Below are 26,222 nucleotides of genomic sequence, written 5' to 3'. Positions count from 1 at the left end.
TCAAATGGGATGATGGAGACGGCCGAAGCGCGATGCCGCTCATTCGGCGGCGTCCGCGCGGGCGCGATTGCCGGCGCCGATCTGCGCCGCGGCGACGAGCAGCACGATCACGGACAGGAACAGCAGGCTCGTCGACGCGGAGCCCATCCCGAAGCCGCCGTACGTGCGGGACTGCGTGAGCAGATCGCCGAGCGACGCGCCGAACGGTCGCGTCAGCACGTACGCGATCCAGAACGTCAGGACCGCGTTCACGCCCGATCGCCACGCGAGATAGGCGGCCGCGAGCAGCGCGCCGAAGCACACCGCGCCGAGCGAGAAGCCGAGGCCGAGCGCTTCGGTCGCGAGGTCGCCCGCCGCGGTGCCGAGCGCGAACGTGCAAAGAATCGCGACCCAGTAGAACAGTTCGCGCCGCGGCGTGTCGACCGAGGCGATCGACAGCGTGCGCTCGACGCGATACCAGATCGCGAAGATCGCCGCGAGCGCGATCGCGAACGCGCCGGTGCTGACATACAGGCTGACGCCGAGCCCGTCGGTGAGCAGATCGGTGATTTGCGTGCCGACGATACTGACGAGCACGACCGTGAGCCAGTAGATCCACGGCGTATAGCGGCGCGTGCGCAGCTGCAGGAAGAGCGCGGCCGCGAGCAGCGCCGCCATCAGCGCGCGCGTGACGCCCTGGCCCCAGCCGGCGTTGACCGCGAGAAAATCCGCGCCGGTTTCGCCGACCGTGGTCGACATGATCTTGATGATCCAGAACGCGAGTGTGACGTCGGGAACCTTGTTCAGCCAGCGCGCGGCGGGCCTTGCGGAAAGGGATTGCATGCCGGTGCCTCCGGGAAGTGCGGTAAGGGCATGCAGTCTGACCACGCAAACTTAGCTGATCCATAGAGGTGCGCGGGCCGGCTCGGCTTCGCTTTCGACGTTTCGTCGAAATTGATCGACGAAACGTCGAAACAACAGGTCGTTTCGCATCATTTTTCGTCTAGGAACGGATGTCGAGCGTCCCTAAACTGTGTGGCATGGCGCAACGCGTCACACCAACCAAACCCATGATCCAGGAGAGAGACGCATGAAAATCGCCATCGTCGGCGCAGGTCTGATCGGCCACACCATTGCGCACATGCTGCGTGAAACCGGCGACTACGAAGTCGTTGCGTTCGACCGCGATGCGGACGCGCTCGCGAAGCTCGCGCGCGAAGGCATCGCGACGCAGCGCGTCGATTCGGCCGACGCGAATGCGATCCGCGAAGCGGTGAAGGGCTTCGATGCGCTGGTCAACGCACTGCCGTACTACCTGGCCGTGAACGTCGCGGCTGCCGCGAAGGCCGCGGGCGTTCATTATTTCGACCTGACCGAGGACGTGCGCGCGACGCACGCGATCCGCGAGCTCGGCGACGGCGCCGACCATGCGTTCATGCCGCAGTGCGGCCTCGCGCCGGGCTTCATCGGCATCGCAGCGCACGAGCTCGTGAAAGGCTTCGACGAGGTGCGCGACGTGAAGATGCGCGTCGGCGCGCTGCCCGAATATCCGACCAACGCGCTGAAGTACAACCTGACGTGGAGCGTCGACGGGTTGATCAACGAATACTGCCAGCCGTGCGAGGCGATCCGCGACGGCCGCCAGCAATGGGTGCAGCCGCTCGAAGGGCTCGAGCATTTCTCGCTCGACGGCACCGAATACGAAGCGTTCAACACGTCGGGCGGCCTCGGCACGCTGTGCGAGACGCTGTCGGGCAAGGTCGAAACGCTGGACTACAAGTCGGTCCGTTACCCGGGCCACCGCGATCTGGTGCAGTTCCTGCTCGAGGATCTGCGTCTGTCGAGCGACCGCGACACGCTGAAGTCGATCATGCGCCGCGCGGTACCGTCGACGATGCAGGACGTCGTGCTGGTCTTCGTGACCGTGACCGGGATGAAGCGCGGCCAGCTCGTGCAGGACGTGTTCACGCGCAAGATCTTCGCGAAGGACGTCTGCGGGATGCGGATGAGCGCGATCCAGATCACGACCGCCGGCGCGATGTGCGCGGTGCTCGACCTGTTCCGCGAGAACGTGCTGCCGCAACGCGGCTTCATCCGCCAGGAGCAGGTGCCGCTGAAGGCGTTCCTCGCGAACCGCTTCGGCAAGCTCTACGAAGGCGGCACGCTCGAGCCGGTGCACGCGCTCGCGTAACCCGGGGCGGGGCGGCCATCCGCGGCCCGGGGCCGCGGGAGCGACAGTGACGCCGGGCGTGCGCGATGCCGCCCGGCGTCACTGCGCTTGTCACTGCGCTTGTCACTGCGTATGTCACTGCGTATGTCACTGCGCTTACGCGGGCAGCGGCGGCACGATCGCACGCGGCGGCGGCGGCGCGATTTGATGCAGCAGCGCGTCGATGTCGGCATCGGTCGGCGCGGTGTTGTCGAACATCACGAGGCCGTCGCACTCGCCGCCGGTCGGCACGAAGCGGCGCTGCCGATATGCGTCCCAGTGCGTGAGCTTGTACGCGTCGTTCGGGTTGCCGCGCGCGACGATCCGCCGATGCGCTTCGTCTTCGGACGTATGAACCCAGACGATCGTCAGCCGGACGTCGGGGCCGATGCCGAGCCACGCGCGATCAAGCAGGCGCCGGTCGCGTACTTCGCGCGACAGCGGGCCGACGACGAGCGTGCTGATGCCGAGTTCGAGATTGTCGCGCGCGGTGTCGAGCAGCCCCTGGTATTCGGGATCGCGCAGGAGCCGCAGGTAGAGCGGACTGTCGCGGTCGTTCGGATCGCCGGTGAGCGCGCCCATCGCCGCGGCGCTGTAGCGGCCGTACAGCGTGTCCTTGTCGAGCAGGCAGAACGCTTCGCCGGTCGTGCGGATCAGCGGCCCGATCAGCCGCTTCGCGAGCGTGGTCTTGCCGGTGCCGGCATGGCCGCAGAAAAACACGAGATGCGTCACGTACCCGGGCTCCCCGTTGCGGACCGGGCCGCGTCGCGCGCCTTCGCGTCGAGCGGGAACGTGCCGCTCGCCTCGAGCCACATCGCATTGATGATGCCGAATCCGAGCGCGACGCCGATGCCGAGTATCCACGAGAAATACCACATAGCCACCTCCTTGACGGTCGGCCACGGCGAACCGCGGCGCATGCAGACGATCATGACCAATCTCGCCGCGCGGCGCAAGCTGGCCGAACGGCAGATGGGCCGGTGCGGGGCAAACCGGTAAACTGCGCCCGATACCCGCAATCCGACGAATACCATGCTGATCAATTGCGCTGCATACCAGGATGGCCGCAAGCTGGCCGATATCGACGTCGACGCGATCAGCGCCTATGTCGCCCAGCCCGAATGCTTCGTCTGGGTCGCGCTGAAGGACCCGAGCGCCGACGAACTCGCGCGGTTGGGCGACGAGTTCGGGCTGCATGAGCTCGCGCTGGATGACGCCCGCAACGGCCATCAGCGGCCGAAGATCGACGAATACGGCGATTCGCTGTTCGCGGTGCTGCATACGATGGAGCTCGACGGCGACGGCAAATTCCAGCCCGGCGAGCTGAACGTGTTCGTCGGCCCGAACTACGTGCTGTCGATCCGCCACCACGCGGAACAGGATTTCCGCGACGTGCGCAAGCGCTGCGAACACGAGCCGCATCTGCTGCGCGAAGGCTCGGCGTTCGTGTTCTACGCGCTGATGGATCAGGTCGTCGACCGTTACTTCCCGGCGCTCGAAGCGCTCGGCACCGAACTCGAGGCGCTCGAGGACCGGATCTTCGCGAAAGCGTCGCCGTCGGCGGCGCGCGCGATCATCGAGGATCTCTATTTGCTGAAGCGCCGGCTCGTGATGCTCCACCAGCACACGGCGCCGCTCCTCGAGCCGCTCGCGAAGCTGACGGGCGGCCGCATTCCACAGGTGTGCAGCGGGATGGAGCATTATTTTCGCGACGTCTACGATCATCTGCAGCGGATCGTGCGGACGATCGAAGGGCGCCGCGAGATGGTCGTGACCGCGATCCAGGTGAATCTCGGGATGATCTCGCTCGCGGAGAGCGAGGTGACGAAGCGGCTCGGTTCGTTCGCCGCGCTGTTCGCGATCCCGACGACGATCGCCGGGATTTACGGGATGAACTTCAACAACATCCCGGAGCTGCACCTGAAATACGGCTTCTACATCTGCATCGGCGCGATGGTCGTGACCGACTTGCTGCTGCTATGGCGCTTCAGGCGGGCAGGGTGGCTGTAGCGGCGGCCGCGCGCGGCTTCAGCGCGGCGCGTGCTTGCCGACCACGACGCGCCACGGACGCACGCGCCACGCCTTGACGAGGCCGTTCTGCACGTACGGGTCGGCGCGCGCGAACGATTCGGCCACCGCCGGCGAATCAGCCTCGAACACGAGCACCGCCTGGTCGGCGGGTTCCGCGAACGCGCCCGCGAGCACGAGTTCGCCGCGTTCGGTGGCGGCGTGCGCGAGCGCGAGGTGCTCGGCGCGGAACGGCTCGCGGCGCGACAGATAATCGTCGACGAGATCGTAGATCAACTGGAAGTGCATGCGTGGCTCCTGTCGGCATCGGCGGGCGACGGGCGCAGCGAGGTGCGGTTGGCCGTCGGGCCGGTTGCTATCGGCGAGTATAGGAGAGTTGCGCGTCGTGTCGATAGTGACGGAAGTCGCCGCTTAAATTGCAACTAACGGTCAGTTATCATCCGTCACCGACCATTTAACTGCTGACCTCGGGCCGCCCTGCATCGAGCGCGAAGTCTTCAAGAAAGGGGGCTCACGCCTTGTAACCGATGCTGCGCAGCAGATCCTTGCGCCAGCGCACGTCGTCGTCGTTTTCGACGCCGAGCGGCGAAGCGCCGTCGACGACGCCGAGAATGCCGCGTCCCTGCGTGGTTTCCGCGATCACGACCTCGACCGGATTCGCGCTCGCGCAATAGATCCGGCAGACCTCGGGCACCGCCTTGATCGCGTTCAGCACGTTGACCGGATAGAACCCGTCGCCGAGCAGCACGATGAAGCCGTGTCCGGCACCGATCGCGCTTGCATTCCGGCACGCGAGCTCGACGAGTTCCGGGTCGGTGCCCGAGCGGCGCACGAGGCGTTTGCCGGACGCTTCGCAGAACGCGAGCCCGAACCGGATGCCGGGCACGGTGCCGACGAGGGCCTCGTGGATGTCCTCGACGGACTTGATGAAATGCGTCTGCCCGAGAATGACGTTGACGGTCTCGGGCTTGTCGATCGCGACGGTCAGGAGATTCATGTCAGCCTCCGCCGGGCCGCCCCAAGGGCGGAGCAGGGAATTCGCGGAGCATCGCTCCGTGCCTGCGCAGCCGGCCGGCTTTGCAAAGCCGGCCGTGGACGGCTGACCGCCCCCTTGGGGGGCAGCGAACGTAGTGAGCGTGGGGGTCGTTTCATTTCAGACCTCGTCGGGTAGGTGGCGAATGCTGGCCTCGCCGGTTTTCAGCTTAGTACGCGCGACTTCGCGGCGAAAGCGCCGCGCGCGCCGGCACATTTCGCCTATGCTTCCCGATGTGGGACGGACCGCTGCCGGTGGGGCAGGAGAGGAGGCGGTCATGGACGTGCGACAGGGTTTCGTCGACTGTATCGGCCGGACGCCGCTGATCCGGCTCGCGACGCTCAGCGCCGAGACCGGCTGCGAGATTCTCGGCAAGGCCGAGTTCATGAACCCGGGCGGTTCGGTCAAGGATCGAGCCGCGCTCTACATCATCCGCGATGCCGAGCAACGCGGCGCGCTCAAGCCGGGCGGCACGGTCGTCGAGGGCACGGCCGGCAATACGGGCATCGGCCTCGCGCATCTGTGCGCGGCACGCGGCTATCGCTGCGTGATCGTGATTCCCGACACGCAATCGCCGGAAAAAATGGCGATCCTGAGCACGCTGGGCGCCGACGTCCGTCCGGTGCCGGCGGTGCCGTACAAGGATCCGAACAATTATCAGAAGATCGCGGGGCGGCTCGCCGCCGAGCTCGACAACGCGATCTGGGCCAATCAGTTCGACAATCTCGTCAACCGCCACGCGCATTACGAAACGACCGGCCCCGAGATCTGGCGCGACACGGCCGGCACGATCGATGCGTTCGTCTGCGCGACGGGCACGGGCGGCACGCTCGCCGGCGTGAGTCGCTATCTGAAGGAGCGCAATCCCGCGATCCGGATCGTGCTCGCCGACCCGCGCGGCAGCGGGCTCTACAGCTTCGTGAAAACGGGCGAGATCAAGGCGGACGGAAACTCGATTACCGAAGGCATCGGCTCGACGCGCGTCACCGCGAATCTCGAAGGCACGCAGATCGACGACGCGGTGCAAATCGACGATCAGCTGTGCGTAACGATGGTCTACCGGCTACTGCGCGAAGAGGGGCTGTACGTCGGCGGATCGAGCGGGATCAACGTCGCCGCGGCCGTCCAGGTCGCACGGCAGATGGGGCCCGGTCACACGATCGTGACGCTGCTCTGCGACCGCGGCGACATCTATCGCGCGCGGCTCTTCAACCTGGACTGGCTGCGCGAAAGAGGGCTCGAGCCCGCGTGAAGGTAGCCCCTCCCATCGCGCGCGAATGCGACCTATGCTGGATGAATCCGGCGCGAGCGCCACGCGTTCGCTCTTTCACGTTCATTCGGTGAGGTGTGCCATGTCGATGTCCGCCACCCTGCAGGATTGCCTGCGCCAGAAGGCCTCGCAGTACGAGGTCGTTCGTCATCCGTATAGTCACTCGAGCATGGAAACCGCCGCCGCCGCGCACATCCCCGGCGATCGTCTCGCGAAGACCGTGCTGCTCGAAGATGCGGAAGGCTATGTCGCGGCCGTGCTGCCGACGACGCATGCGGTACGTCTGTCCGAGCTCTGGGCCCAGACCGGTCGCCGTCTGGTGCTCGCGAAGGAGCCCGAGCTGCGCGAATTGTTCAAGGACTGCGACGCCGGCGCGCTGCCGCCCATCGGCATGGCATACGGGATGCCGACGTTCCTCGACGAGACGCTCGCGCAGCAGCCCGACATCTATTTCGAGGCCGGGGACCACGAAGCGCTGATTCACATGGACCGCGACGCGTTCCTGTCGCTGATGGATGCAGCCGAGCGCGCGCGCTTCTCGCACCGGATGCAGGGGATGATGGCATCGTGACCGCACGCGGCCGGCGCGCGTGGCGGGTTTGCATCGGCACCCGCCCGAGCGGCCCAGCCGCCGCGGATCACTGAATCTGGATCACCGCTTCCGCGGTGGCGTTGTAGCGCCCGAGCGTCACGGCCGTTTGACCCGGCGCGAACGCCTGGAACGTCGCATTGAGCGTGCGTGAGTAGTAGACCCAGTTGTCGTCCTGGCCGCCCCGGATCGCGTCGTCGAGCGCCGGCTCCCAGCCGTCGTTGGCGCCGCCCATCGTCGTGTAGCGATTGGTCAGGAAATTCACCACGCTGCCGTCCGGCCGGGACAGCTTGACGCCGACGCCGCGCGCGACGCTCGGATCGACGCCGTAGCCGTTCGACAGCAGATAACGCACGCCGGTCCCCGCGGTTTTCAGGCCTGCATTGATCGCACTTTGCGCATTCGCCGAGCGAACCAGGATGCCCATCGCGGTCTGCCTCGGCTGATTCCCGCTCCAGCTCGGCAGGAAGGCTTTTTCGCACTGGATGTCGATCTTGACCGGCATCTGCCGCGAGCCGCCACGCTCCAGCTCCGCGGCCGTGATCACCGGGAAGCGGACGAACGGCGTGGTGTTGAGCACCGCGCAGGTGGTCTGGCCGGTGCGCTTGATCAGCGACGGCTGCGGGTTGACCGCGCCGACCCACGTGTCGTGCCAGCCGGTCCAGTTCGTATTGTGGTCGGCGCCGGGGTACAGCCCTTTGTTGATCACGCTGCCGGTCGCGCCACCCATGAACGCGACATAGGCGATCGGCTGATTGTTCGACAAATAGGCGCCGCACCCCTTGCACTGATAGAGGTCGACCTTGTACTGGCTGAAGTTCTTCGCTTTCACGAGGAACCAGCCCTGGCTGTCGGTATCCAGGCCGGCGAGCGGCCGGGCCTGCCAGTAGCGGGACACGATCTGGCCGGTCGTCAGGTTCGTCACGCGGAACGCCATGTCGGGAGAGGGGAACGTGTAAGAACCGGTGATGCCCGTCTTGCTGCTGATTTCGGTTTTGCCGGCGGTGGTGTTGTCGCCGTTCGTCGAAAAGTATTCGTACATCGCGCCGGCCGAATCCGGCGAACAACGGAACAGCACCTGCTCGGAACTGTAGCTGCCGACGCCTTCGTAGCCGAGATCGTTGGACGACGCGACGCCGCTGCCGATCAGCGTGCCGTTCGGATAGAAATTCGTGATCTGGACCGTCATCGGATACGCGTTCTTGCCGGCCACGTCGGCTGCGCCGGCCCAGCGTTTCGCGATGGTGCCGGGCTCCGTGTAGTACGGCGAGTTCAGGTTGGCCGTCAGGGCGGTGATCTTGAAGCAGCCGGTCGTGGGCCAGGTCGCGAATGCAGGCGTCGGTGCGACGATGCCGGCCGCGAGCGCCAGCATCGTAAGCAGTGCATGGAGCAGGCGTCGGGCCGGGAGCGAATGGCGGTTCGTGGAGCGGTCGGTCATGGAATCGGGAATCTGCCGTCGGGTTGCGGTCGATCGGGGCAGCACGAAACATGGGCACAACAAAGCCGCCGGAAGCCACGGTCGAACAAAGTGCCGATTCTATCAACGCTGTAATGTTTATGTAATATATGCCGGCGCGGCCGTTGATTTGTATCAAATTTGAGCGTGGGGGCTCAGGTAACCAGCTCCACCGCGAGGCTGCCGAGTTCGCCGAAGCGCACGGTCAGACGCTGGCGAAGCGGCACGTCGATCGCGCCGGCATACGATCCGGTCGTCACGATCTGGCCCGCCCGAACGGATTCGCCGCGCGAAGCGAGGAAATTGACGAGCCACAGCAGCGGCTTGAGCGGATGGCCGTCCGGATGATGGCCGTCGATCGAGCGGTTCACGCCGCCTTCGAACGCGAGCGCGATGGTGTCGAGCGTCGCGCTCAGGCCGTCGCGCACGACCGGCCCGACGCACAATCCCTGGTTGAACTGTCCGTCCGCGAGCAATTCCGGCACCGTCGCGCGCGACGGATCCGCGTAGCGGCAGCCGAGCACTTCGAGCACGAGGCGGACCTCGCGGATCGCGCCGCGCACGTCGTCTTCGCCGTATGGCGGGTCGCGCGGCGGCAGATCGCGATCGAGCACGAACGCGATTTCCGGCTCGATCCGGACGATCGCCGCGTTCGCCGCATTCGTTGCATCGGCAACGACCGGGAACGGCGCACCCGACGCACGGATCGTCGATGCGAAGATCGGCGCGACGACGACGCGTTCCGGCGGCGGCACCGAGCATTTCCATCCGCCGATCGGCTCGTCGAGCAATTCGGCGACGCGACGCTGAATCGCCAGTGCGGTTTCGATGTCGTCGGGCCGGCAGTCGTCCGGCAGCAGCGGGCCGGCGACGCCGGCGCGACGGGCCGCGACGAGGTGTCGTGCGGCGCTGTCCACGTGTTCGGGTGTATTCGTCATGTCGTTTTTCGCGGAGTGTGGGCGTGCGGGAAGCGGGCAATGAGAGGGCTATGGGAACGATGATAGCGCCTCGTCGCAACACGATCCCGCCGTCGCCGCGCGGATAGGCGATCGGCAGGTGGCCGTCGCACTATCGGCTGCTACAATCGCGGCTTATTTTCCGTATTTGCCGGACAACGAAGAGGTTTGTCCGGCAAATGCGTTGGCGCTATCGATGAAGGCACACCTCACGTGACAACCAGCAAAATCCACGCACTCCAGAAGGAACTCGGCCACGTCAACCTGCTCCTCGAGGAAGCCCGGGTGAGAGAAAAGGCGGCCGCGCTGGCCGCGATTCGCGAGCAGGTCAGGGAATACGGGATCACGGAAACGGAACTGCTGCGCGCGGCCGGCTTCGTGAAGGACAAGCCGAAGAAACTGCCGGCCAAATACTACGATCCGTCGTCCGGCCGATCGTGGACGGGCCGCGGCGCCTGCCCGAAATGGCTGGAGGGCAAGAACCTGGACGACTATCTGATCCGGCCGGCCGCCGAACCGTGGTGGCCGGGGGACAGTCGGTAAGCGTCCTTCGGATACTGGCGGTATCCGACACCACATGCGGTTTATCGTGGCGTTTTGTGTTATTTTGTGATCTATCGTGGCGTTGAATGTGGCGTGCCACCCGACTCCACTCGAGCTCTGATCACCTGCGCAATCTTCCATGACCGTGACTCGCCGGCTCGCCATTGACCGGGTCGACTACATCCTGCAAAGCCTCGACGCGGCCGGTTCGGTGAGCGTGGCGGATCTGTCCGCGACGCTCGGCGTGTCGCGCGAAACGATCCGCCGCGATCTGAAGCTGCTCGCCGGCCAGGGCCACGCGAATCTCGTGCACGGCGGCGCCGCGAAGCGGTCCGTCGACGAACCGTCGCTCGCCGCGCGCGAGGCCGCGAACGCCGCGGGCAAGGCGGCGATCGGCGCCGCCGCCGCGCGCCTCGTCGACAACGGCATGGTCGTGCTGATCGACTCGGGCTCGACCACGCTCAGCCTCGCGGCCGCGCTGGGCAGCCACAGCGACCTCACGGTCATCACCAACAGCCTGCCGATCGCGCTGCTGCTGTGCCGCACGCCGCGCGTGAAGGTCATCGCGCTCGGCGGAGACATCGATCCGAACGACGAGGCCGCGTTCGGCGTCGAAACGATGGCGGCGCTCAGCCATTTCCGCGTCGATCTCGTGTTTCTCGGCGTCGGCGGGATTTCGCCCGAAGGCGAACTCACCGACTACACGCGGCTCGCGGCCGAGCAGCGGCATCTGATGATGAAATCGGGCAAGAAGGTCTATGTGCTCGCCGATCACAGCAAGTTCGAGCGCGGCACCCCCGTGCGGATCGCGCCGGTTCCGCAGATCGCGGGGCTGATCGTCGATGCGTTGCCGCCCGCGCGCATCGCCCGCGCGTTCGACGAGCAACGCTGGGAGATCATCGTCGCCGATCACCGGAGCTGAAACGCCGATGACGCTTCCCGTCTTTCTCGCGGTGCTCTGCGCCGCCGTGCTGCATGCCGGCTGGAATGCGATGATCAAGGTGCGGCTCGATCCGTTTCTCGCGATGACGCTGCTGTGCATCGCCTGCGGCGTGATCGCCGTGCCCGCGCTGTGCGTGACGGGCCTGCCGCCGCGCGCCGCGTGGCCGTGGGTGGCCGCTTCGGTGACCCTCCATCTCGGCTACTACGTCAGCCTCAGCGAAGCGTACCGGCGCGCCGACATGGGGCAGATCTACCCGATCGCGCGCGGCCTGGCGCCCTTGATCGCCGCGCTCGTGTCGCTCACGGCGCTGCGCGAGACGTTGAGCGCCGGCAGCGTCGCGGGCATCGCGCTGCTCGGCGTCGGCGTCGCGCTGCTGTCGCTGCGCGGTCATCGTCATCCGGCCGGGCAGAACCGCGCCGCGCTCGGCTTCGCGCTGCTCACCGCAACGATGATCGCCAGTTACACGGTCGTGGACGGGATGGGCGCGCGCACGGCCGGAGACGCCAATGCGTATGCCGCGATGCTGTTCGTCGTCGACGCGCTCCCGATGCCGGCGTTGTGCGTGTGCCGCTACGGGCTGGCCGGCATGGCGCCGATGCGGCGCTTCCTGCTGCCCGGCTTCGCGGGCGGGGCGATGGCGCTCGTCGCGTACTGGACCGTCATCTGGGCGATGACGGTCGCGCCCATCGCGCTCGTCGCGGCGGTGCGCGAGACGAGCGTGGTGTTCGCCGGTTTCATCGCCGTATTCATCTTGAAAGAGCCGTTCAGCCGCGTGCGGGCGGTCGCTGCCACGCTGACGGTTGCCGGGCTGGCGCTGCTGCGGCTCTTTTGACCCGCTGTTCTTCGAACCCTCCCGCGTCCGACCCATCACGCGCCTCCGTTTGCAAATGTCTATGTTGCAATTTTTGGCATATTGACTGTTTTTGTTGCGTGCTCTAGAGTGGGTTTCAAGCACTCGCGCATGACCAGAATCCACCGCAAGGAGAGAGTCGATGAGCCGTTCCCCATATTCATCGCCGGCTGTGTCTGAAACCGGCGATCCGTTGCTGCTGACCCCTGGCCCGCTCACCACGTCCCGCACCGTCAAGGCCGCGATGGTTCACGATTGGGGTTCGCGCGACGCGAACTTCATCGAGATCAACCGCTCGGTGCTCAAGCGCCTCGCCGCGATTGCGAACGGCGGGGACGAATGGGTGACCGTGCCGATGCAGGGCTCGGGCACGTTTGCCGTCGAGGCGATGCTCACCACGTTCGTGCCGGCCGACGGCGAGGTGCTCGTGCTGATCAACGGCGCGTACGGCAAGCGCGCGAAGCGGATTCTCGAGATCGCCGGGCGCAAGACCGTCGTGCACGAAACGCCCGAGGACACGCCGCCCGATCTCGCCCAGGTCGAGGCGCTGCTCGCGTCCCGGCCGTCGATCACCCACGTGTTCACGGTCCACTGCGAGACCACGGCGGGCATCCTCAACCCGATCGCGCGGATCGGCGCGCTCGCGGCGCGGTACGGCAAGGGCTACCTCGTCGATTCGATGAGCGCGTTCGGCGCGTTGCCGGTCGACGTGCGGGCGATGCATATCGACGCCGTCGCCGCGTCGTCGAACAAGTGCATCGAGGGCGTGCCGGGGCTCGGCTTCGTGATCTGCCGGCGCGACGCGCTCGCGCGCACCCAGGGCAACGCGACGACCCTCGTGCTCGACCTGCACGATCAGTCGAGCAATATCGAAAAGACCAGCCAGTACCGCTTTACGCCGCCCACGCACGTGATCGTCGCGTTCCACCAGGCGCTCGACGAGTTCGACGCGGAAGGCGGCGTCGCCGGGCGCGGTGCGCGCTATCGCAACAATTGCCGGATCCTGCTCGACGGCATGCGCGCGCTCGGCTTCCAGCCGCTGCTGCCCGACGCGCTGCAGGCGCCGATCATCGTCACGTTCCATATGCCGGACGATCCGCGCTTCGTGTTTCAGCGCTTCTACGACAACCTGAAAGCGCGCGGCTACGTGATCTATCCGGGCAAGCTCACGGTCGCGGATTCGTTCCGCATCGGCTGCATCGGCCGCATCGGCGAGCGCGAGATGCGCGCGGCGCTGGCCGCGATCGGCGAGGTGCTCGAGGAAATGGGCATCACCGGCGACGTCGCGAAAACCGCGTAAAGGGGAGAGCGATGAGTACGCTGCAAGACGCCGTGGTGACCGTGAACGGTCGCGAATACCGCTTGCCGGGCCAGCCCGTCGTGGTGATCTGCCTCGACGGTTCCGCGCCCGCCTATATCGAGGAAGCCGTCGCGGCGGGGCGGGCGCCGCATCTCGCGAAGCTGCTGCGCACGGGCACGAACCGCATCGCCCAGTGCGTGATTCCGAGCTTCACGAACCCCAACAACCTGTCGATCGTCACCGGCCGTCCGCCGAAGGTGCACGGCATCGCGGGCAACTATTTCTACGACCGCGCGAGCGGCGAAGAGGTGATGATGAACGACGCGCGCTTCCTGCGCGCGCCGACGATCTTTCAGGCGTTCCATGACATCGGCGCGAAGGTCGCCGTCGTCACCGCGAAGGACAAGCTGCGCACGCTGCTCGGCAACGGGCTCGATTTTGCGAGCGGCCGCGCGATCGCGTTCTCGGCCGAGAAGGCCGACCAGGCGACGCGCGCGGGCAACGGCCTCGGCGACGTGCTCGCGTACGTCGGCAAGCCGCTGCCCGACGTGTACTCGGCGGAGCTCTCCGAGTTCGTGTTCGCGGCGGGCGTGAAGCTGCTCGACACGTTCGGGCCCGACCTGATGTACCTGTCGACGACCGACTACGTGCAGCACAAGGCGGCGCCCGGCTCGCCGAAGGCCAACGACTTCTATGCGATGTTCGACCGCTACGTCGGCGCGCTCGACGCGGCCGGCTGCGTGCTGGCGATCACCGCCGATCACGGGATGAACGACAAGCACCGTTCGGACGGTGCGCCCGACGTGCTCTATCTGCAGGATCGCTTCGACGAGTGGACCGGCAATGCCCGTGCGCGCGTGATCCTGCCGATCACCGATCCGTACGTCGCGCATCACGGCGCGCTCGGCTCGTTCGCGACGGTTTATCTGCCCGACGGCGTCGGCGCGGCCGACGCGGCATCGCTGCTCGAGCGGCTGCGCGCCACCGACGGCGTCGAGCTCGCGCTCACGAGCGACGAGGCCTGCGAGCGCTTCGAGCTGCCGCCCGACCGGATCGGCGACCTCGTCGTGATCGGCGCGCGCGGCAAGGTGTTCGGCACGAGCGCCGCGCGTCACGACCTGTCGGGTCTCACCGAGCCGCTGCGTTCGCACGGCGGGCTCTCGGAAGAGGACGTGCCGCTCATCGTCAACCGCAAGACCGACTGGCCGGCGGGCCGCGCGCTGCGCAACTTCGACATCTTCGACGTCGCGCTCAATCACACGCTGCAGACCGCCGACGCATAACGCATCCAGCATGCCCGCATGCCCACGCGTGGCGCACGCGACGGCGCGCGTGATTTACCCGATCGTTGAACGAGGTATTCGATGAACGTCATGACCAAACCCGCAGTCAGGCAGGAATCGATGCGCATCGCCGGCCGGCACGTCGCCACCGACGAAGTGATCGAGGTTTTCAATCCGTATACGAACGAGGTGGTCGGCACCGTGCCGGCCGGTCGCCCCGAGCACGTGCAACAGGCATTCGCGACCGCGCATGCGGCGAAGCCGCGGCTCACGCGTTTCGAGCGTCAGCGCATTCTGCAGACCACGGCCGAGGCGCTGCGCGATCGCAAGGAGGATTTCGCGCGCCTGATCACCGCGGAATCGGGGCTGTGCTGGAGGGATTCGCTCTACGAGGCGAGCCGCGCGTACGACGTGTGGTCGTTCGCGGCGCAGCTCACGATCAAGGACGACGGCGAAATCTACGCGTGCGACATCAGCCCGAACGGCAAGAACCGCAAGATCTTCACGACGCGGCTGCCGCTGCTCGGCGTGATCTCGGCGATCACGCCGTTCAATCATCCGCTGAACATGGTGAGCCACAAGCTCGCGCCCGCGATCGCGACCAACAACCGCGTCGTGCTCAAGCCGACCGAGCTCACGCCGCTCACGGCGCTCGCGCTCGCCGACGTGCTGTACGAAGCCGGCCTGCCGCCGGAGATGCTGAGCGTCGTCACCGGCAATCCGCGCACGATGGGCGACGCGATGATCACGGATCCGCATTGCGACCTGGTCACCTTCACGGGCTCGGTGCGGGTCGGCAAATACATCGCGCAGCACGCCGGCTACCGCCGCACGGTGCTCGAGCTGGGCGGCAACGACCCGCTGATCGTGATGGAGGACGCCGATCTCGACCGCGCCGCGCAGCTCGCCGTGACGGGCGCGACCAAGAACTCAGGGCAGCGCTGCACGGCGGTCAAGCGCATCCTCGTGGTCGAGAGCATCGCCGATGCGTTCGTCGAGCGCGTGCTCGTGCATGCGAAGAAGCTCAAGTGCGGCGACCCGATGGACCCGACGGTCGACGTCGGCACCGTGATCAACGAGGCGTCGGCGCAACTGTTCGAGCGCCGCGTCGCCGACGCCGTCGCGCAAGGCGCGCGCGTGCTGCATGGCGCGCCGCGCGACGGCGCGCTGTTCCACCCGACCGTCGTCGATCATGTGCCGTACGACTGTGAGCTCGTGCGCGAGGAGACCTTCGGCCCGGTGATCCCGATCATCCGCGTGCCGAACGCGATCGACGAGGTGATCCGCATTTCGAACTCGACCGCGTTCGGGCTGTCGTCGGGCATTTGCACGAACCGGCTCGACTACACGACGCGCTTCGTCAGGGAGCTGGAAGTCGGCACCGTGAACGTGTGGGAGGTGCCGGGGTATCGGACGGAAATGTCGCCGTTCGGCGGCATCAAGGATTCGGGCAATGGTTACAAGGAGGGGATGTCCGAGGCGATGAAGAGCTTTACGAACGTAAGAACCTGGTCGATGCCGTGGGAGTGACGTGGGCGTAAGCCTGCGAATGCGCGCCGTCCGGGACGGGGTTCCCGGCGCCGCGCGGATCCGAACTCAACGAAAGGAAGGGTGGATATGAAGACTCTACTGATGACCGCGGCGGCCTGTGCATTCGCCGTTGCCGCGGCTTCCGCGTATGCGCAGTCCGATGTCGTGACCATCTATAGCGCGGACGGTCTCCACGACGGCTCGCCGAGCTGGTTCGGCGACGAATTCGACGCCTTCACGAAGGCGACGGGCATCAAGGTCCAGTACATCGAGGCCGGTTCGAGCGGCGTGGTGGACCGTCTGAGCAAGGAGAAGTCGAATACCCAGGCGGACGTGCTGGTGACGTTGCCGCCCTTCATGCAGAAAGCCGCCGCAGACGGCCTGCTGCAGTCGTACACGCCGGCCGGCGCCGACAAGATCGACGCGCGCGACAAGGACCCGAAGGGCATGTTCGTCGCGATGGTCGGCAACTACCCGAACTTCATCTACAACACGGCGGTGCTGAAGACGCCGCCGAAGGCCTATGCGGATCTGCTCGCGCCGCAGTTCAAGCAGAAGATCCAGTACTCGACACCGGGCCAGGCCGGCGACGGCACCGCGCTCATGCTGCAGACTTTCCATGCGTTCGGCGGCAAGCCGGCCGGCTTCGCGTATCTGCACAAGCTGCAGGCCAACAACCTCGGGCCGTCCGCGTCGACCGGCAAGCTGACGGCGCTCGTCAACAAGGGCGAGCTGTACGTCGCGAACGGCGACATGCAGATGAACCTCACGCAGATGCACGACAACCCGAACATCGCGGTGTTCTTCCCGACCGGCCCCGACGGCAGGCGCACCACGTTCGCGCTGCCGTACTACGTCGGCCTCGTCGCGGGCGCGCCGCACACCGCGAACGGCAAGAAGCTGATCGACTTCCTGTTGAGCGCGAGCGCGCAGGAGAGCGTCAGCAAGGTCGCGTACGGCTTCCCGGTGCGCACCGACGTGCATCCGGCCGACAACAACTTCCGCACGCTGAACACGATGCTGCAAGGCGTCGACATCTGGCAACCCGACTGGAGCCAGGTCCTGCACGACCTGCAACCGGACGTGGCCGCTTACAACCAGGCGATTTCGAGCGACTGATGGCAAATACGATGACCATGGAGAGGAGGCCGCGCCAGCGCGCCTCCGCAGAGCCGGCCGTCGTCGCGTCAGGCGCGAGCGGCATCGGCTTCGAGGGCGTGTCGGTGGCCTACGGCAGCCAGACCATACTGGAGTCGCTGACGCTCACCGTGAAGCCGGGCGAGATCGTCGCGCTGATCGGTCCGTCGGGCTCCGGCAAGACGACCGCGCTGCGCGCCGTCGCCGGCTTCGTGCAGCCGAGCGCCGGGCGCATCATCATCGGCGACCGCGACGTGACGCGGCTGCCGCCGTATGCGCGCAACATCGGCATGGTGGTGCAGAACTACGCGCTCTTTCCGCACATGCGGGTCGAGGACAACGTCGCGTTCGGGCTGCGCGCGCGCGGCGCCGCGGCGGACCTGATCCATGAGCGCGTGCCCGAATGCCTCGGCCTCGTCGGCATGGCGAAGTACGCGAAGCGCTACCCGCGCGAGCTGTCGGGCGGCCAGCAGCAGCGGGTGGCGATCGCCCGCGCGCTCGCGATCCGCCCGCAGGTGCTGCTGCTCGACGAGCCGCTTTCGGCGCTCGACGCGCAGATCCGCCGCTCGATGCTCGACGAGCTCGCGAAGCTGCACCGCAACCTGCCGTCGCTCACGGTGCTGTACGTGACGCACGACCAGACCGAGGCACTCACGCTGGCGGATCACATCGGCATCATGCGCGACGGCCGCCTGATCGCTTACGGCGACGCGCAGGGGCTCTATCGCCATCCACCGAACCGCTTCGCCGCCGAGTTCCTCGGCCGCGCGAACGTGCTGCCGGTCGAGCAGCTCGAGCCGCTCGCCGACGGCCGCGCGCGCGTGCGCTTTCGCGACCAGTGGCTCGAAGGCCGCAATCATCACGGGCTTGCGGCGGGCGCCGCGTGCTACGTGTGCGTGCGGCCGCACGATCTGCATTTCGCGCCGCGCGCGCCGCAGGCGAACCGGATGACGGGCATCGTGCGCAGCGTGCAGTGGCTCGGCGAACTGCACAACATCGTGCTCGACGTCGACGGCGAAACGCTGCGCCTCACCTGCGCGCCGCTCACCGATACGCCCGAGCCCGGGACGGCGCTCGCCGTGCATTTCGACCCGGCGGACGTCACGCTCGTACCGGAGGCCGACGGCCATGGCTGATATCGTCATCGCACCGCCGGCGCGCGCGGGCGCGCCGGCCGCCGGGCTGCGGGACTGGTGGATCGCGCCCCCGCTCGCCGTGCTCGCGGTGCTGTTTTTCTATCCGTTCGGGCTGATCGCGCTGCAGGCGCTCGGCGGGGACCAGCACGTGCTGTCCGTCGCGAACTTCGAGCAGGTATTGCGCTCGCGGCAGTTCCTGAGCGGCCTCTACCACACGATCGCGATCGCGGTGTCGGCGTCGGCGGGCTGCCTCGTGCTCGGCTTCGTGTTCTCGCTCGTGATCGCGTTCGTGCCGTTTCCGGGCGCGCGCTTCGTCGGCCGGCTCATCGATACCTTCATCGCGCTGCCCACGTTTCTCGTCGCGCTCGCGTTCACGTTCGTCTACGGCTCGGCGGGGCTGCTCAACCAGTCGCTGATGCAGGCGTTCCACCTGACGCTGCCGCCGCTCGACTTCCTGTACTCGCAATGGGGCGTCGTGCTGTCGGAGATCACGGTCTACACGCCGTTCATCATGCGACCGCTGCTCGCGAGCTTCTCGCAGATCGACGGCGCGCAGATCGAGGTGGCGAGCAGCCTCGGCGCGCGGCCGCTGCGCATCATCCGGCAGATCATCCTGCCGGCCGCGCTGCCCGCGCTGCTGGCGGGCGGCAGCCTGTGCCTGCTGCTGACCGTCAACGAGTTCGGCATCGTGCTGTTCATCGGCGCGAAGGACGTGATCACGCTGCCGCTGCTGATCTACGACAAGGCGATCCAGGAGTTCGACTACACCACGGCCTGCGTGATCGCCGTCGTCAACATCGCGCTGTCCCTCGGGCTCTACGCCTGCTACCGGATGGTCGTGTCATTTTGCGGAGGTCGCCGTGCTGGTCTGGGCTAGATGGGGACGCATGCTGACGTGGGGCGGCACGGCCGTGCTGTTCTGCGTGGTCTATGGGCTGCCGATCGCGATGATCGCGCTCGCGAGCATCAGCGGGCAGTGGAACGGCATTCTGCCGAGCCACCTGACGCTCGAGCACTATGCGCGCGTGCTGCACGCCGATTCGGCGAGCCAGATGCGCGTGAGCGTGATGACGGGCGTGGCCGCGAGCGCCGCGGCGCTCGTGAGCGGCACGTGGGCGGCGCTCGCGCTGCGACGGATGAGGGGGCTGCGGCGCCGCGTGCTGGACGTGATCTTCTTCGTGCCGAGCGCGGTGCCGTCGGTGTCGATCGGGCTCGGGCTGCTCGTGGCGTTCAGCCAGCCGCCGCTGCTGCTCAACGGCACCGCGACGATCGTGTTCGTCGCTCACTTCCTGCTCATCTCGGCGTTCACCTACGGCAACGTGGCCGCGGGGCTCGCGCGCGTCGCGCCCGAATACGGCGAGGTGGCCGAGAGCCTCGGCGCGCGGCCGTTCTACGAACTGACCCGGGTGACGCTGCCGCTCGTCGCACCCTACCTGATCGCGTCGTTCAGCCTGAGCTTCGCGATGTCGATGGGCGAGCTCGGCGCCACGCTGATGATCTACCCGCCGGGCTGGGTCACGCTGCCGGTCGGCATCTTCGCGCTGTCGGACCGCGGCGCGATCTTCGACGCGGCGACGCTCACGATGGTGCTCGGCGCCGGCACGCTCGTGGTGCTGATGGGGCTCTCGCGCATTTCCACCCGCGCGATGGTACGAGGTTGAGCGCCGCGCGCGGGCGCGCGCCGGCGACGGGATCTGAACGGAGGGACCGGTGGTTCTGATTGCGCTTCATCTCGCAGGCGGCGTCGCGCTGCTCACCTGGGGCCTGCATATGGTCGAGTCGGGGCTGATGCGCGCGTTCGGCGCGTCGCTGCGGCGCTTCATGGCCAGGAGTCTCGGCAGTCGCTTCAACGCGTTCTGCGCCGGGCTCGCGATCACCGGCGCGCTGCAAAGCAGCACGGCAACCGGCATGATCACGTCGTCGTTCGCCGCGCGCGGGCTGATGCGGCCCGTCACGGGGCTCGCGTTGATGCTGGGCGCGAATGTCGGCTCGACGCTGATCGTGCAGGCGTTCTCGCTCGACCTGAGCTGGATCTCGCCGGTCTGCCTGCTGACCGGCCTGGTGCTGTTCGAGAAGGGCAAGGGATCGCGCAACCGCGATGTCGGTCGCGCATCGATCGGGCTCGGCCTGATGCTGCTCGCGCTCACGCTGCTCGTCGCGACCGTGCAGCCGGCGGAAACGGCGCCCGCGCTGCGCACGGTGCTCGGCGCGCTGTCCGGCGAGCCCGTGCTCAACGCGGCGCTCGCGTGCGTGCTGACATGGGCGGCCCATTCGAGCATTCCGGTCGTGCTGTTCGTGATGTCGCTCGCGAACCTGCATACCGTGCCGATGGATACGGCGGTCGCGATGGTGCTCGGCGCAAACGTCGGCAGCGCGCTCAATCCGTACTTCGAGGCGGCCCGGGGCGACGATCGCAGCCGCCGGCGCCTGCCGGCCGGCAACCTGCTGATGCGCGGAGGCGTGTGCGTTGCGCTGCTGGCGCTGTGCGGGCCGCTCGCGCGGCTGCTCAGCGGCTTCTACGATGACCCGGGGCGCGCGATCGCCGACTTCCATACGGGGCTGAACGTGGCGATCGCGATGCTTTTCATCGGCGTGCTGGAGCCGGTCGCGCGCCTGCTCGAACGCCTGTTGCCCGCGCCCGCCGTGGCGGACGACGCCAACGCGCCGCGCTATCTCGACGAAGCCGTGCTGCATGAGCCGTCGCAAGCGCTCGCGTGTGCGACGCGCGAGGTGATCCGGATGGGCGAGATCGTCGAGATGATGCTGCGCACCAGCGTGCCGGTGCTGCTCGCGAACGACCGCCGCGCGGCGAGCGATATCGCCGGTCGCGACGATGCCGTGGACACGCTGCACGACGAGATCAAGCGTTACGTGACCCAGGTGACCCGCGAGCCGCTTTCGGAGGGCGAGCGGCACTGGGCATCGGTGACCATGACCTGGGTGATCAACCTCGAACATATCGGCGACATCGTCGACAAGAATCTCATGGATCTCGCGCAGCGGAAGATCAAGGCGCAGGTGAGTTTTTCGGACGAGGGGGTCGAGGAACTGCGCGCGATGCACCAGTCGGTGATGGACAGCTACCACCGGGCCCAGACGCTGCTGTTGTCGGGCCGCCGGCAAACCGCGTCGCAGTTGATTGCGGACAAACAGGCGTTGCGGAGCATGGAGCGCCGCGCGCGCGACCGCCACCTCGAACGGCTGCGTGAGGGCAAGCCCGACAGCATCGCGTCGAGCTCGCTGCATCTCGATGTGCTGCGCGACCTCGTGCGGATCCAGTCGCATATCTGTGCGCTCGCTTATCCGCTGCTCGAATACGGCACGGGCAGCGAGGAGGGCGAGCCGGTCGCGAGCCGGGGCAGGTGATCAGTTCCTGACACGTTCGGACAGCGGGTCGTACGGCGCTTTCAGGTGAACGGTAGCGGGCAGCAACTCGCCCGCCAGATCGATTTCGTAACGACCGGCGCGCAGGTACGCCGCGTCCGCGGCGCCGTCGGGGCAGGCCACGTAGCCCATGGCCACCGGACAGCCCAGCGTGTGCCCGTATGCCGCCGACGTGACGAAGCCCACGGGCTTCCCATCGCGCAGGATCGCTTCGCCGCCCCACAGCATCGCGTGGGGCGCGCCTTCCGCGGTGAGGATCACCATGCGTCGCGTGATGGGCGTGTCACGCAGCTTCAGCAATGCGTCACGGCCGCGGAACGGAATGTCCTGGTCGAGTTTGCACGCGAACGCGAGGCCGGCTTCGAACGGGTTGCAGTCCGGGGTGAGCTCCCGGCCCCATGCGCGATAGCCCTTTTCGATGCGCAGCGACTCGATCGCGTAATAGCCCGCGTTGACGAGACTGAACCGGGCGCCCGCGCCATGCAATGTTTCGTACACGCCGACGGCGAACTCGACCGGCACGTAGAGTTCCCATCCAAGCTCGCCGACGTAGGTCATGCGTGTTGCACGCACGGTCGCGTAACCGATGTCGACCTCGCGGCTTTGGCCGAATGGAAAGGCGGTGTGACTCCAGTCGGCTTTCGACACGCTTTGCAGCAAGTCGCGTGCACGCGGGCCCATCACGGCGAGTACCGCGTACTGACCCGTGACGTCGACCAGCGTGCAGTGCCTGTCGGTCGGAATCTGTTTTTCGATCGTGTCGAAATCCCGAACGGTTTGGGCGGAGCCGGTCACGATCAGATATTCGTGCGCGGCGATTCGCGTCACCGTGAAGTCGGATTCGTAGGTGCCGCGCTCGTTGAGCATGCCGGTATAGACGGTCGTGCCGGGTTCGACCGCGACGTCGTTGGCGACGATACGCTGCAACACGTGTTCGGCATCGCGTCCCTTGACGAGAAATTTGGAGAACGACGTCATGTCGAACAGCGCCACGCGTTCGCGGCACGCACGATGCTCGTCGCCGCTCCATGGCAGCCAGTTCTGCTGGCCGAACGCATAGTCGATGCGCGCCGCGGAGCCGCTCGGCGCGAAGAAATTCGCGCGTTCCCAACCCATCTTGCTGCCGAATGACGCACCGTCGTCGCGCAGCAGCGCATACAGCGGCGAGCGGCGGAACGGGCGGGCGGTATCGAGCTCCCGATTGGGCCAGGGCATCGCGTAGTGCAGGCCGAGCGTCTCCTTCACGCGATCGTGCAGCCAGGTGTCGTTGCCGTTGAATCGCGCGAAGCGGCGAATGTCGACCGGCCACAGGTCCATCGTCGGTTCGCCGTTGACGATCCATTCGGCGAGCGCCATGCCGGCGCCCCCGGCCGACGCGATGCCCATCGAATTGAAGCCTGCACCGACGAAGAAGCGCCGCAGCTCCGGCGCCTCACCGAGAATGAAATTGTTGTCCGGGGTGAACGATTCCGGACCATTGTAGAACTGCCGCACTTGCGCGGTCTCGAGCGCGGGCACGCGCTGCAGCGCATTTTCCATCAGGATTTCGAATTGATCCCAGTCGTCGGGCAACAGCTGGAACTCGAAATTCTCGGGAATGCCGTTCATGCCCCACGGCTTGGCGTTGGGTTCGAAGCCGCCCATGACCAACCCGCCGACTTCCTCCTTGAAGTAGATATAGCCGTCCGGATCGCGCATGACCGGCAGATCGGGATGCACGCCGGCGATGCGTTCGGTCACGATGTAATAGTGCTCGGCGGAATGCAGCGGCACCGTCACGCCGCCCATCCGTCCGACCGCTTTCGCCCACTGGCCGGCGCAATTGACGACGATTTCCGCGTGGATGGCGCCTTCTTCCCCGGCCTTGTTACGCCAGTTCAGCCCGGTTACCTCGCGCCCGGCCGGTGTCTGCCGCGTCTGTATCGCCGTCACGCGGCTGTTCTCCACGATGCGCGCGCCACGCATCCGTGCGCCGCGCGCGAGTGCCTGCGTCAGATCGGTCGGGTTGGCTTTGCCGTCTCCCGGCAGCCAGACGGCACCGAGCAAGTCGTCGGTCCGCATGATCGGCCACAGCTCGCCGGCTTCATGGGGACCAATCACGTCGCAGGCGACGCCATACGCTCGCGCGACCGCGGCGGTGCGCTTGAGCTGGGTCATGCGCTCCGCCGTTCGCGCGACCGACAACGACCCGCACGGTTTCCAGCCGGTGGCCAGCCCCGTGTCGCGCTCGAGTTCCGCGTAGAGGGACGTGGAATACCGGATCAGCTTCGTCATGCTTTCCTGGGCGCGCAGTTGACCGACGAGGCCCGCCGCGTGCCACGTCGTGCCACACGAAAGTTGCCCCTGTTCGAGCAGGACGACGTCAGACCAGCCCATCTTGGTCAGGTGATACGCCACGGAGCAGCCGACGATCCCGCCGCCGATGATCACCACTCGAGCATGTTGTGGAATGGGGGGCATATGACAATCTCCGTGTGGATTCGTGTTGATGTGCGAGGCTATTCAGTCAGTCTGCAACACAAAACAACATAATACAACATCGATCGTCTGAGACCGGGATGACGCGGTGGATCACGTCGCCGTAGTGCTCGATGGCAAAAAGAAGGCTGGGAAGGTGAGGGTGCCTGGCGCCGGATTCGGCGTTCTCCGGTCATGGTGCAGATGCAAATCCACATAAACTAACGAAATAGCGCCGTTTAATGTGTGGAATTTGAGGGGATGGATGCCATATGCGGCGTGCGCGTTTGATACACTCCGCGTATCTCAGCCATGTTTGTGCGTCTTCATGTTCTCTGTACAACGGCAAGCTGAAATCTTGCGCATTGTGCGAGCGAATCAGACTTGCACGATCTCCGAATTGGCCGAGACGTTCGCTGTCTCCGATGAAACGATTCGTCGCAATATCAGGCCGTTGATCGCCGACGGACTGCTCGTCAAAGTTCATGGCGGCATCATGCTGCCGGACCGTCTCGACGAGGCGCCGTTTCAGCGGCGCATGATGCACAACCGCGACGCGAAACAGGCGATCGCGTCGTGTGTCGTCGAGCTCGTGAAGGAGGGGGATTCGCTGATCCTCGACGGCGGCAGTACCTGCGTGCATATCGCCGAGGCGCTGAGGTCGCACTCGCGGCTGACCGTCGTGACCAATTCGGCTGAAATCGCGCGCATCCTGGCGCCTTGCAGCGACAACCGCGTATTTCTGGCCGGCGGTGAACTGCGTCCGGATGACTCCGCCTCGGTCGGCGAAAGCGCGTTGGCCTTTATCCGCCAGTTCCATGTGCGCTTCGCGATCGTCTCGGTCACCGCGATCGATGCCGACGGGCGCTTCATGGATTCTTTACCCGCGGATGTCGCGTATTCGCTCGCGGCGTTTGCGCAGGCAGAGCAGCGGATCGTGGCGGCGGATCATGCCAAGTTCGGACACAGTGCACTGGTCCATGCGTTTGGAGCGGATGCGTTCGATTTGCTGATCACCGATCAGGCGCCCACGCCGGCGCTTGGCCAGATTTTCGCGGCTGCGGGTCTCGACGTGCGTCTCCCTCGATTTTTGATGACTGAAAACTGTTGACAATCTGTTTGGGCGAGCGTATATCTCGTTGAACTGCCGATCTGGCGCCTTTCAATTTGACCGCAGCGCTGCTGCCTGTCCGACTATGACTGCCTCGAACGCGCTGAACGCCATCGAACTCCTGCAAAGCCAGTCGCTCGCGATGATCGTGCAGGACATGCTCGAACGCGCGATCGTGTCCGGCGAATATACGCCTGGCGAGAAGCTGAACGAAGTCGAGATCGCGACGAAGCTGAACGTGTCGCGCGGGCCGGTGCGCGAGGCATTCCGGGCGCTCGAGCAGGCGGGTCTGCTGCGCAATGAGAAGAATCGCGGCGTGACCGTGCGTGTCGTGCCGCTGCGCGAGGCCGAGGAGATCTACGAAGTCCGGGCGATGCTCGACGAATCGGTCGCGCGCGCGCTCGCTCAGCGGATCTCACCGGATACGCTGAAGGTGCTCAAGGGCGTCATCCAGTCGATGAAGGCGGCCGCGAAGGCGCATGACGTCACGCGCTATACCGAGCTCAACGTGCAGTTCCATGACGCGATGGTCGTTGGCGTCGGCAACACGCATCTGACCGACACGTACCGGCGCCTCGTGCGGCAGCTCGGGCTGCTGCGTCAGGCCGCGATCGAGTCCGAGAAGGATGCGTTGTCGATCTCCGTCGGCGAGCACGAGAAGATCGTGCAGGCGCTCGCGAACGGCGACGCGGAGCGCGCGGTCGAGTTGGTGCGTGAGCACGTCACGCATGGGCTCGCACGGATGCGTCGCGCGCACGAGCACGGGTTGCCGGCAACGGAGCAGGTCGCGCGCGCGTAGCGTGCGTGACGCGCGTTGGGCGCGGCGAGCTTTCCGTTGGTTTTCGCGTGGCTGGTTGATTTTACATAATCCCAATTATGGACGTTTTGTGTGTAGGTCCCAAGTTCAGATGTCGCGTTTCCGCTAAATAAAAATGTCGTGTTTTGGCCTGTAGGTTGATCGCCGACACCCCTCAGGGAGCGCCGGCGATGAACGCGACTGGGACGATCACGATGACGATGCATGAAGT

At 66.4% G+C, this 26,222-nt stretch carries 25 protein-coding genes; 17 read left to right on the top strand and 8 right to left on the bottom strand.

Going from position 1 to position 26,222, the window contains the following annotated elements; genetic code table 11:
• Positions 1 to 39: 39 nt before the first annotated feature.
• The gene (locus HZI36_RS20985; RefSeq protein WP_179404589.1) at positions 40 to 822 is read right to left on the bottom strand and encodes a COG4705 family protein; all 783 of its coding nucleotides are present in this window, start codon (positions 820 to 822) and stop codon (positions 40 to 42) included.
• Positions 823 to 1,069: 247 nt separating this feature from the next.
• On the opposite strand from HZI36_RS20985, the gene HZI36_RS20980 reads away from it, so the two are divergent.
• Positions 1,070 to 2,170 (top strand): saccharopine dehydrogenase family protein, encoded by a 1,101-nt coding sequence (locus HZI36_RS20980; RefSeq protein WP_179404588.1) that lies wholly within the window; start codon positions 1,070 to 1,072, stop codon positions 2,168 to 2,170.
• A gap of 135 nt (positions 2,171 to 2,305) precedes the next feature.
• Here the strand turns inward: HZI36_RS20980 and HZI36_RS20975 are convergent, their stop codons facing one another.
• A complete protein-coding gene (locus HZI36_RS20975) occupies positions 2,306 to 2,920 on the bottom strand; it encodes an AAA family ATPase (RefSeq protein WP_179404587.1) in 615 nt (204 codons plus the stop codon).
• Positions 2,917 to 3,066, bottom strand: a complete 150-nt coding sequence (gene cydX, locus HZI36_RS20970) for a cytochrome bd-I oxidase subunit CydX (protein WP_179404730.1) — start codon at positions 3,064 to 3,066, stop codon at positions 2,917 to 2,919. Before cydX ends, HZI36_RS20975 begins: the two co-directional genes overlap by 4 nt.
• Positions 3,067 to 3,220: 154 nt before the next feature.
• Between cydX and corA the strand changes: the two genes are divergently transcribed.
• Positions 3,221 to 4,198, top strand: coding sequence for a magnesium/cobalt transporter CorA (corA, locus tag HZI36_RS20965; RefSeq protein ID WP_179404586.1), 978 nt, complete (start codon positions 3,221 to 3,223; stop codon positions 4,196 to 4,198).
• A gap of 18 nt (positions 4,199 to 4,216) precedes the next feature.
• Here the strand turns inward: corA and HZI36_RS20960 are convergent, their stop codons facing one another.
• Both HZI36_RS20960 and HZI36_RS20955 read right to left on the bottom strand, forming a co-directional pair.
• Positions 4,217 to 4,504, bottom strand: a complete 288-nt coding sequence (locus HZI36_RS20960; RefSeq protein WP_179404585.1) for a YciI-like protein — start codon at positions 4,502 to 4,504, stop codon at positions 4,217 to 4,219.
• Between the two features lie 223 nt (positions 4,505 to 4,727).
• A complete protein-coding gene (locus HZI36_RS20955; RefSeq protein WP_179404584.1) occupies positions 4,728 to 5,213 on the bottom strand; it encodes an adenosine-specific kinase in 486 nt (161 codons plus the stop codon).
• A gap of 313 nt (positions 5,214 to 5,526) precedes the next feature.
• Between HZI36_RS20955 and HZI36_RS20950 the strand changes: the two genes are divergently transcribed.
• Together HZI36_RS20950 and HZI36_RS20945 are read left to right on the top strand one after the other, a co-directional pair.
• The gene (locus tag HZI36_RS20950; protein WP_179404583.1) at positions 5,527 to 6,501 is read left to right on the top strand and encodes a cysteine synthase A; all 975 of its coding nucleotides are present in this window, start codon (positions 5,527 to 5,529) and stop codon (positions 6,499 to 6,501) included.
• Positions 6,502 to 6,601: 100 nt separating this feature from the next.
• Entirely contained in the window at positions 6,602 to 7,090 is a 489-nt protein-coding gene (locus HZI36_RS20945) for an aminoacyl-tRNA deacylase (protein ID WP_179404582.1), read from the top strand.
• Between the two features lie 67 nt (positions 7,091 to 7,157).
• On the opposite strand, the gene HZI36_RS20940 is transcribed toward HZI36_RS20945, so the two are convergent.
• Together HZI36_RS20940 and HZI36_RS20935 are read right to left on the bottom strand one after the other, a co-directional pair.
• Complete coding sequence (locus HZI36_RS20940) at positions 7,158 to 8,546, bottom strand: fimbrial protein (RefSeq protein WP_179404581.1); 1,389 nt, start codon at positions 8,544 to 8,546, stop codon at positions 7,158 to 7,160.
• 173 nt (positions 8,547 to 8,719) lie between these two features.
• Complete coding sequence (locus HZI36_RS20935) at positions 8,720 to 9,502, bottom strand: 2-keto-4-pentenoate hydratase (RefSeq protein WP_179404580.1); 783 nt, start codon at positions 9,500 to 9,502, stop codon at positions 8,720 to 8,722.
• Positions 9,503 to 9,733: 231 nt separating this feature from the next.
• Here HZI36_RS20935 and HZI36_RS20930 point away from each other — a divergent pair, with 231 nt between their 5' ends.
• The 11 genes from HZI36_RS20930 (at position 9,734) to HZI36_RS20880 (ending at position 21,608) form a co-directional block, all read left to right on the top strand.
• A complete protein-coding gene (locus tag HZI36_RS20930) occupies positions 9,734 to 10,063 on the top strand; it encodes an H-NS family nucleoid-associated regulatory protein (RefSeq protein ID WP_179404579.1) in 330 nt (109 codons plus the stop codon).
• A 139-nt stretch (positions 10,064 to 10,202) separates the two neighbouring features.
• A complete protein-coding gene (locus HZI36_RS20925) occupies positions 10,203 to 10,985 on the top strand; it encodes a DeoR/GlpR family DNA-binding transcription regulator (protein ID WP_179404578.1) in 783 nt (260 codons plus the stop codon).
• A 7-nt stretch (positions 10,986 to 10,992) separates the two neighbouring features.
• Positions 10,993 to 11,838 carry an EamA family transporter gene (locus HZI36_RS20920; RefSeq protein ID WP_179404577.1) on the top strand — a complete coding sequence of 282 codons (846 nt, stop codon included), beginning with the start codon at positions 10,993 to 10,995 and terminating at the stop codon, positions 11,836 to 11,838.
• Between the two features lie 160 nt (positions 11,839 to 11,998).
• Positions 11,999 to 13,156, top strand: coding sequence for a 2-aminoethylphosphonate--pyruvate transaminase (locus tag HZI36_RS20915; RefSeq protein ID WP_179404576.1), 1,158 nt, complete (start codon positions 11,999 to 12,001; stop codon positions 13,154 to 13,156).
• Positions 13,157 to 13,167: 11 nt separating this feature from the next.
• Positions 13,168 to 14,439: a phosphonoacetate hydrolase gene (phnA, locus tag HZI36_RS20910; protein ID WP_179404575.1), complete on the top strand. Its 1,272-nt coding sequence runs from the start codon at positions 13,168 to 13,170 to the stop codon at positions 14,437 to 14,439.
• Between the two features lie 81 nt (positions 14,440 to 14,520).
• The gene (phnY, locus tag HZI36_RS20905; RefSeq protein WP_218884141.1) at positions 14,521 to 15,969 is read left to right on the top strand and encodes a phosphonoacetaldehyde dehydrogenase; all 1,449 of its coding nucleotides are present in this window, start codon (positions 14,521 to 14,523) and stop codon (positions 15,967 to 15,969) included.
• 87 nt (positions 15,970 to 16,056) lie between these two features.
• On the top strand, positions 16,057 to 17,088 hold the full coding sequence (locus HZI36_RS20900) for a 2-aminoethylphosphonate ABC transporter substrate-binding protein (RefSeq protein ID WP_179404573.1): 1,032 nt from the start codon (positions 16,057 to 16,059) through the stop codon (positions 17,086 to 17,088).
• Positions 17,088 to 18,242, top strand: a complete 1,155-nt coding sequence (locus tag HZI36_RS20895) for an ABC transporter ATP-binding protein (protein ID WP_179404572.1) — start codon at positions 17,088 to 17,090, stop codon at positions 18,240 to 18,242. Before HZI36_RS20900 ends, HZI36_RS20895 begins: the two co-directional genes overlap by 1 nt.
• On the top strand, positions 18,235 to 19,119 hold the full coding sequence (locus HZI36_RS20890) for a 2-aminoethylphosphonate ABC transporter permease subunit (protein ID WP_179404571.1): 885 nt from the start codon (positions 18,235 to 18,237) through the stop codon (positions 19,117 to 19,119). Before HZI36_RS20895 ends, HZI36_RS20890 begins: the two co-directional genes overlap by 8 nt.
• Positions 19,103 to 19,903, top strand: coding sequence for an ABC transporter permease subunit (locus tag HZI36_RS20885; RefSeq protein ID WP_179404570.1), 801 nt, complete (start codon positions 19,103 to 19,105; stop codon positions 19,901 to 19,903). Before HZI36_RS20890 ends, HZI36_RS20885 begins: the two co-directional genes overlap by 17 nt.
• Before the next feature lie 49 nt (positions 19,904 to 19,952).
• A complete protein-coding gene (locus tag HZI36_RS20880; RefSeq protein ID WP_179404569.1) occupies positions 19,953 to 21,608 on the top strand; it encodes a Na/Pi symporter in 1,656 nt (551 codons plus the stop codon).
• On the opposite strand, the gene HZI36_RS20875 is transcribed toward HZI36_RS20880, so the two are convergent.
• A complete protein-coding gene (locus tag HZI36_RS20875; RefSeq protein WP_179404568.1) occupies positions 21,609 to 24,086 on the bottom strand; it encodes a GcvT family protein in 2,478 nt (825 codons plus the stop codon).
• A gap of 325 nt (positions 24,087 to 24,411) precedes the next feature.
• On the opposite strand from HZI36_RS20875, the gene HZI36_RS20870 reads away from it, so the two are divergent.
• Together HZI36_RS20870 and HZI36_RS20865 are read left to right on the top strand one after the other, a co-directional pair.
• A complete protein-coding gene (locus HZI36_RS20870) occupies positions 24,412 to 25,194 on the top strand; it encodes a DeoR/GlpR family DNA-binding transcription regulator (RefSeq protein ID WP_179404567.1) in 783 nt (260 codons plus the stop codon).
• A gap of 85 nt (positions 25,195 to 25,279) precedes the next feature.
• Positions 25,280 to 25,993: a phosphonate utilization associated transcriptional regulator gene (locus HZI36_RS20865; RefSeq protein WP_179404566.1), complete on the top strand. Its 714-nt coding sequence runs from the start codon at positions 25,280 to 25,282 to the stop codon at positions 25,991 to 25,993.
• Positions 25,994 to 26,222: the final 229 nt, after the last annotated feature.

The organism is Burkholderia guangdongensis (assembly GCF_013403875.1).
Classification (GTDB): domain Bacteria; phylum Pseudomonadota; class Gammaproteobacteria; order Burkholderiales; family Burkholderiaceae; genus Burkholderia; species Burkholderia guangdongensis.
The sequence above is the reverse complement of the archived record's forward strand: the minus strand, read 5'-3'. Positions and strand labels throughout refer to the sequence as shown.

Excerpts from the sequence above, each read along its gene's own strand:
- HZI36_RS20865 (WP_179404566.1), top strand. The coding sequence starts at position 25,280 with ATGACTGCCTCGAACGCGCTGAACGCCATCGAACTCCTGCAAAGCCAG.
- cydX (WP_179404730.1), bottom strand. The coding sequence starts at position 3,066 with ATGTGGTATTTCTCGTGGATACTCGGCATCGGCGTCGCGCTCGGATTC.
- HZI36_RS20940 (WP_179404581.1), bottom strand. The coding sequence starts at position 8,546 with ATGACCGACCGCTCCACGAACCGCCATTCGCTCCCGGCCCGACGCCTG.
- phnY (WP_218884141.1), top strand. The coding sequence starts at position 14,521 with ATGAACGTCATGACCAAACCCGCAGTCAGGCAGGAATCGATGCGCATC.
- phnA (WP_179404575.1), top strand. The coding sequence starts at position 13,168 with ATGAGTACGCTGCAAGACGCCGTGGTGACCGTGAACGGTCGCGAATAC.
- HZI36_RS20945 (WP_179404582.1), top strand. The coding sequence starts at position 6,602 with ATGTCGATGTCCGCCACCCTGCAGGATTGCCTGCGCCAGAAGGCCTCG.
- HZI36_RS20900 (WP_179404573.1), top strand. The coding sequence starts at position 16,057 with ATGAAGACTCTACTGATGACCGCGGCGGCCTGTGCATTCGCCGTTGCC.
- HZI36_RS20890 (WP_179404571.1), top strand. The coding sequence starts at position 18,235 with ATGGCTGATATCGTCATCGCACCGCCGGCGCGCGCGGGCGCGCCGGCC.
- HZI36_RS20950 (WP_179404583.1), top strand. The coding sequence starts at position 5,527 with ATGGACGTGCGACAGGGTTTCGTCGACTGTATCGGCCGGACGCCGCTG.
- HZI36_RS20875 (WP_179404568.1), bottom strand. The coding sequence starts at position 24,086 with ATGCCCCCCATTCCACAACATGCTCGAGTGGTGATCATCGGCGGCGGG.
- HZI36_RS20935 (WP_179404580.1), bottom strand. The coding sequence starts at position 9,502 with ATGACGAATACACCCGAACACGTGGACAGCGCCGCACGACACCTCGTC.
- HZI36_RS20870 (WP_179404567.1), top strand. The coding sequence starts at position 24,412 with ATGTTCTCTGTACAACGGCAAGCTGAAATCTTGCGCATTGTGCGAGCG.
- HZI36_RS20955 (WP_179404584.1), bottom strand. The coding sequence starts at position 5,213 with ATGAATCTCCTGACCGTCGCGATCGACAAGCCCGAGACCGTCAACGTC.
- HZI36_RS20925 (WP_179404578.1), top strand. The coding sequence starts at position 10,203 with ATGACCGTGACTCGCCGGCTCGCCATTGACCGGGTCGACTACATCCTG.
- HZI36_RS20960 (WP_179404585.1), bottom strand. The coding sequence starts at position 4,504 with ATGCACTTCCAGTTGATCTACGATCTCGTCGACGATTATCTGTCGCGC.
- HZI36_RS20915 (WP_179404576.1), top strand. The coding sequence starts at position 11,999 with ATGAGCCGTTCCCCATATTCATCGCCGGCTGTGTCTGAAACCGGCGAT.
- HZI36_RS20985 (WP_179404589.1), bottom strand. The coding sequence starts at position 822 with ATGCAATCCCTTTCCGCAAGGCCCGCCGCGCGCTGGCTGAACAAGGTT.
- corA (WP_179404586.1), top strand. The coding sequence starts at position 3,221 with ATGCTGATCAATTGCGCTGCATACCAGGATGGCCGCAAGCTGGCCGAT.
- HZI36_RS20920 (WP_179404577.1), top strand. The coding sequence starts at position 10,993 with ATGACGCTTCCCGTCTTTCTCGCGGTGCTCTGCGCCGCCGTGCTGCAT.
- HZI36_RS20895 (WP_179404572.1), top strand. The coding sequence starts at position 17,088 with ATGGCAAATACGATGACCATGGAGAGGAGGCCGCGCCAGCGCGCCTCC.
- HZI36_RS20980 (WP_179404588.1), top strand. The coding sequence starts at position 1,070 with ATGAAAATCGCCATCGTCGGCGCAGGTCTGATCGGCCACACCATTGCG.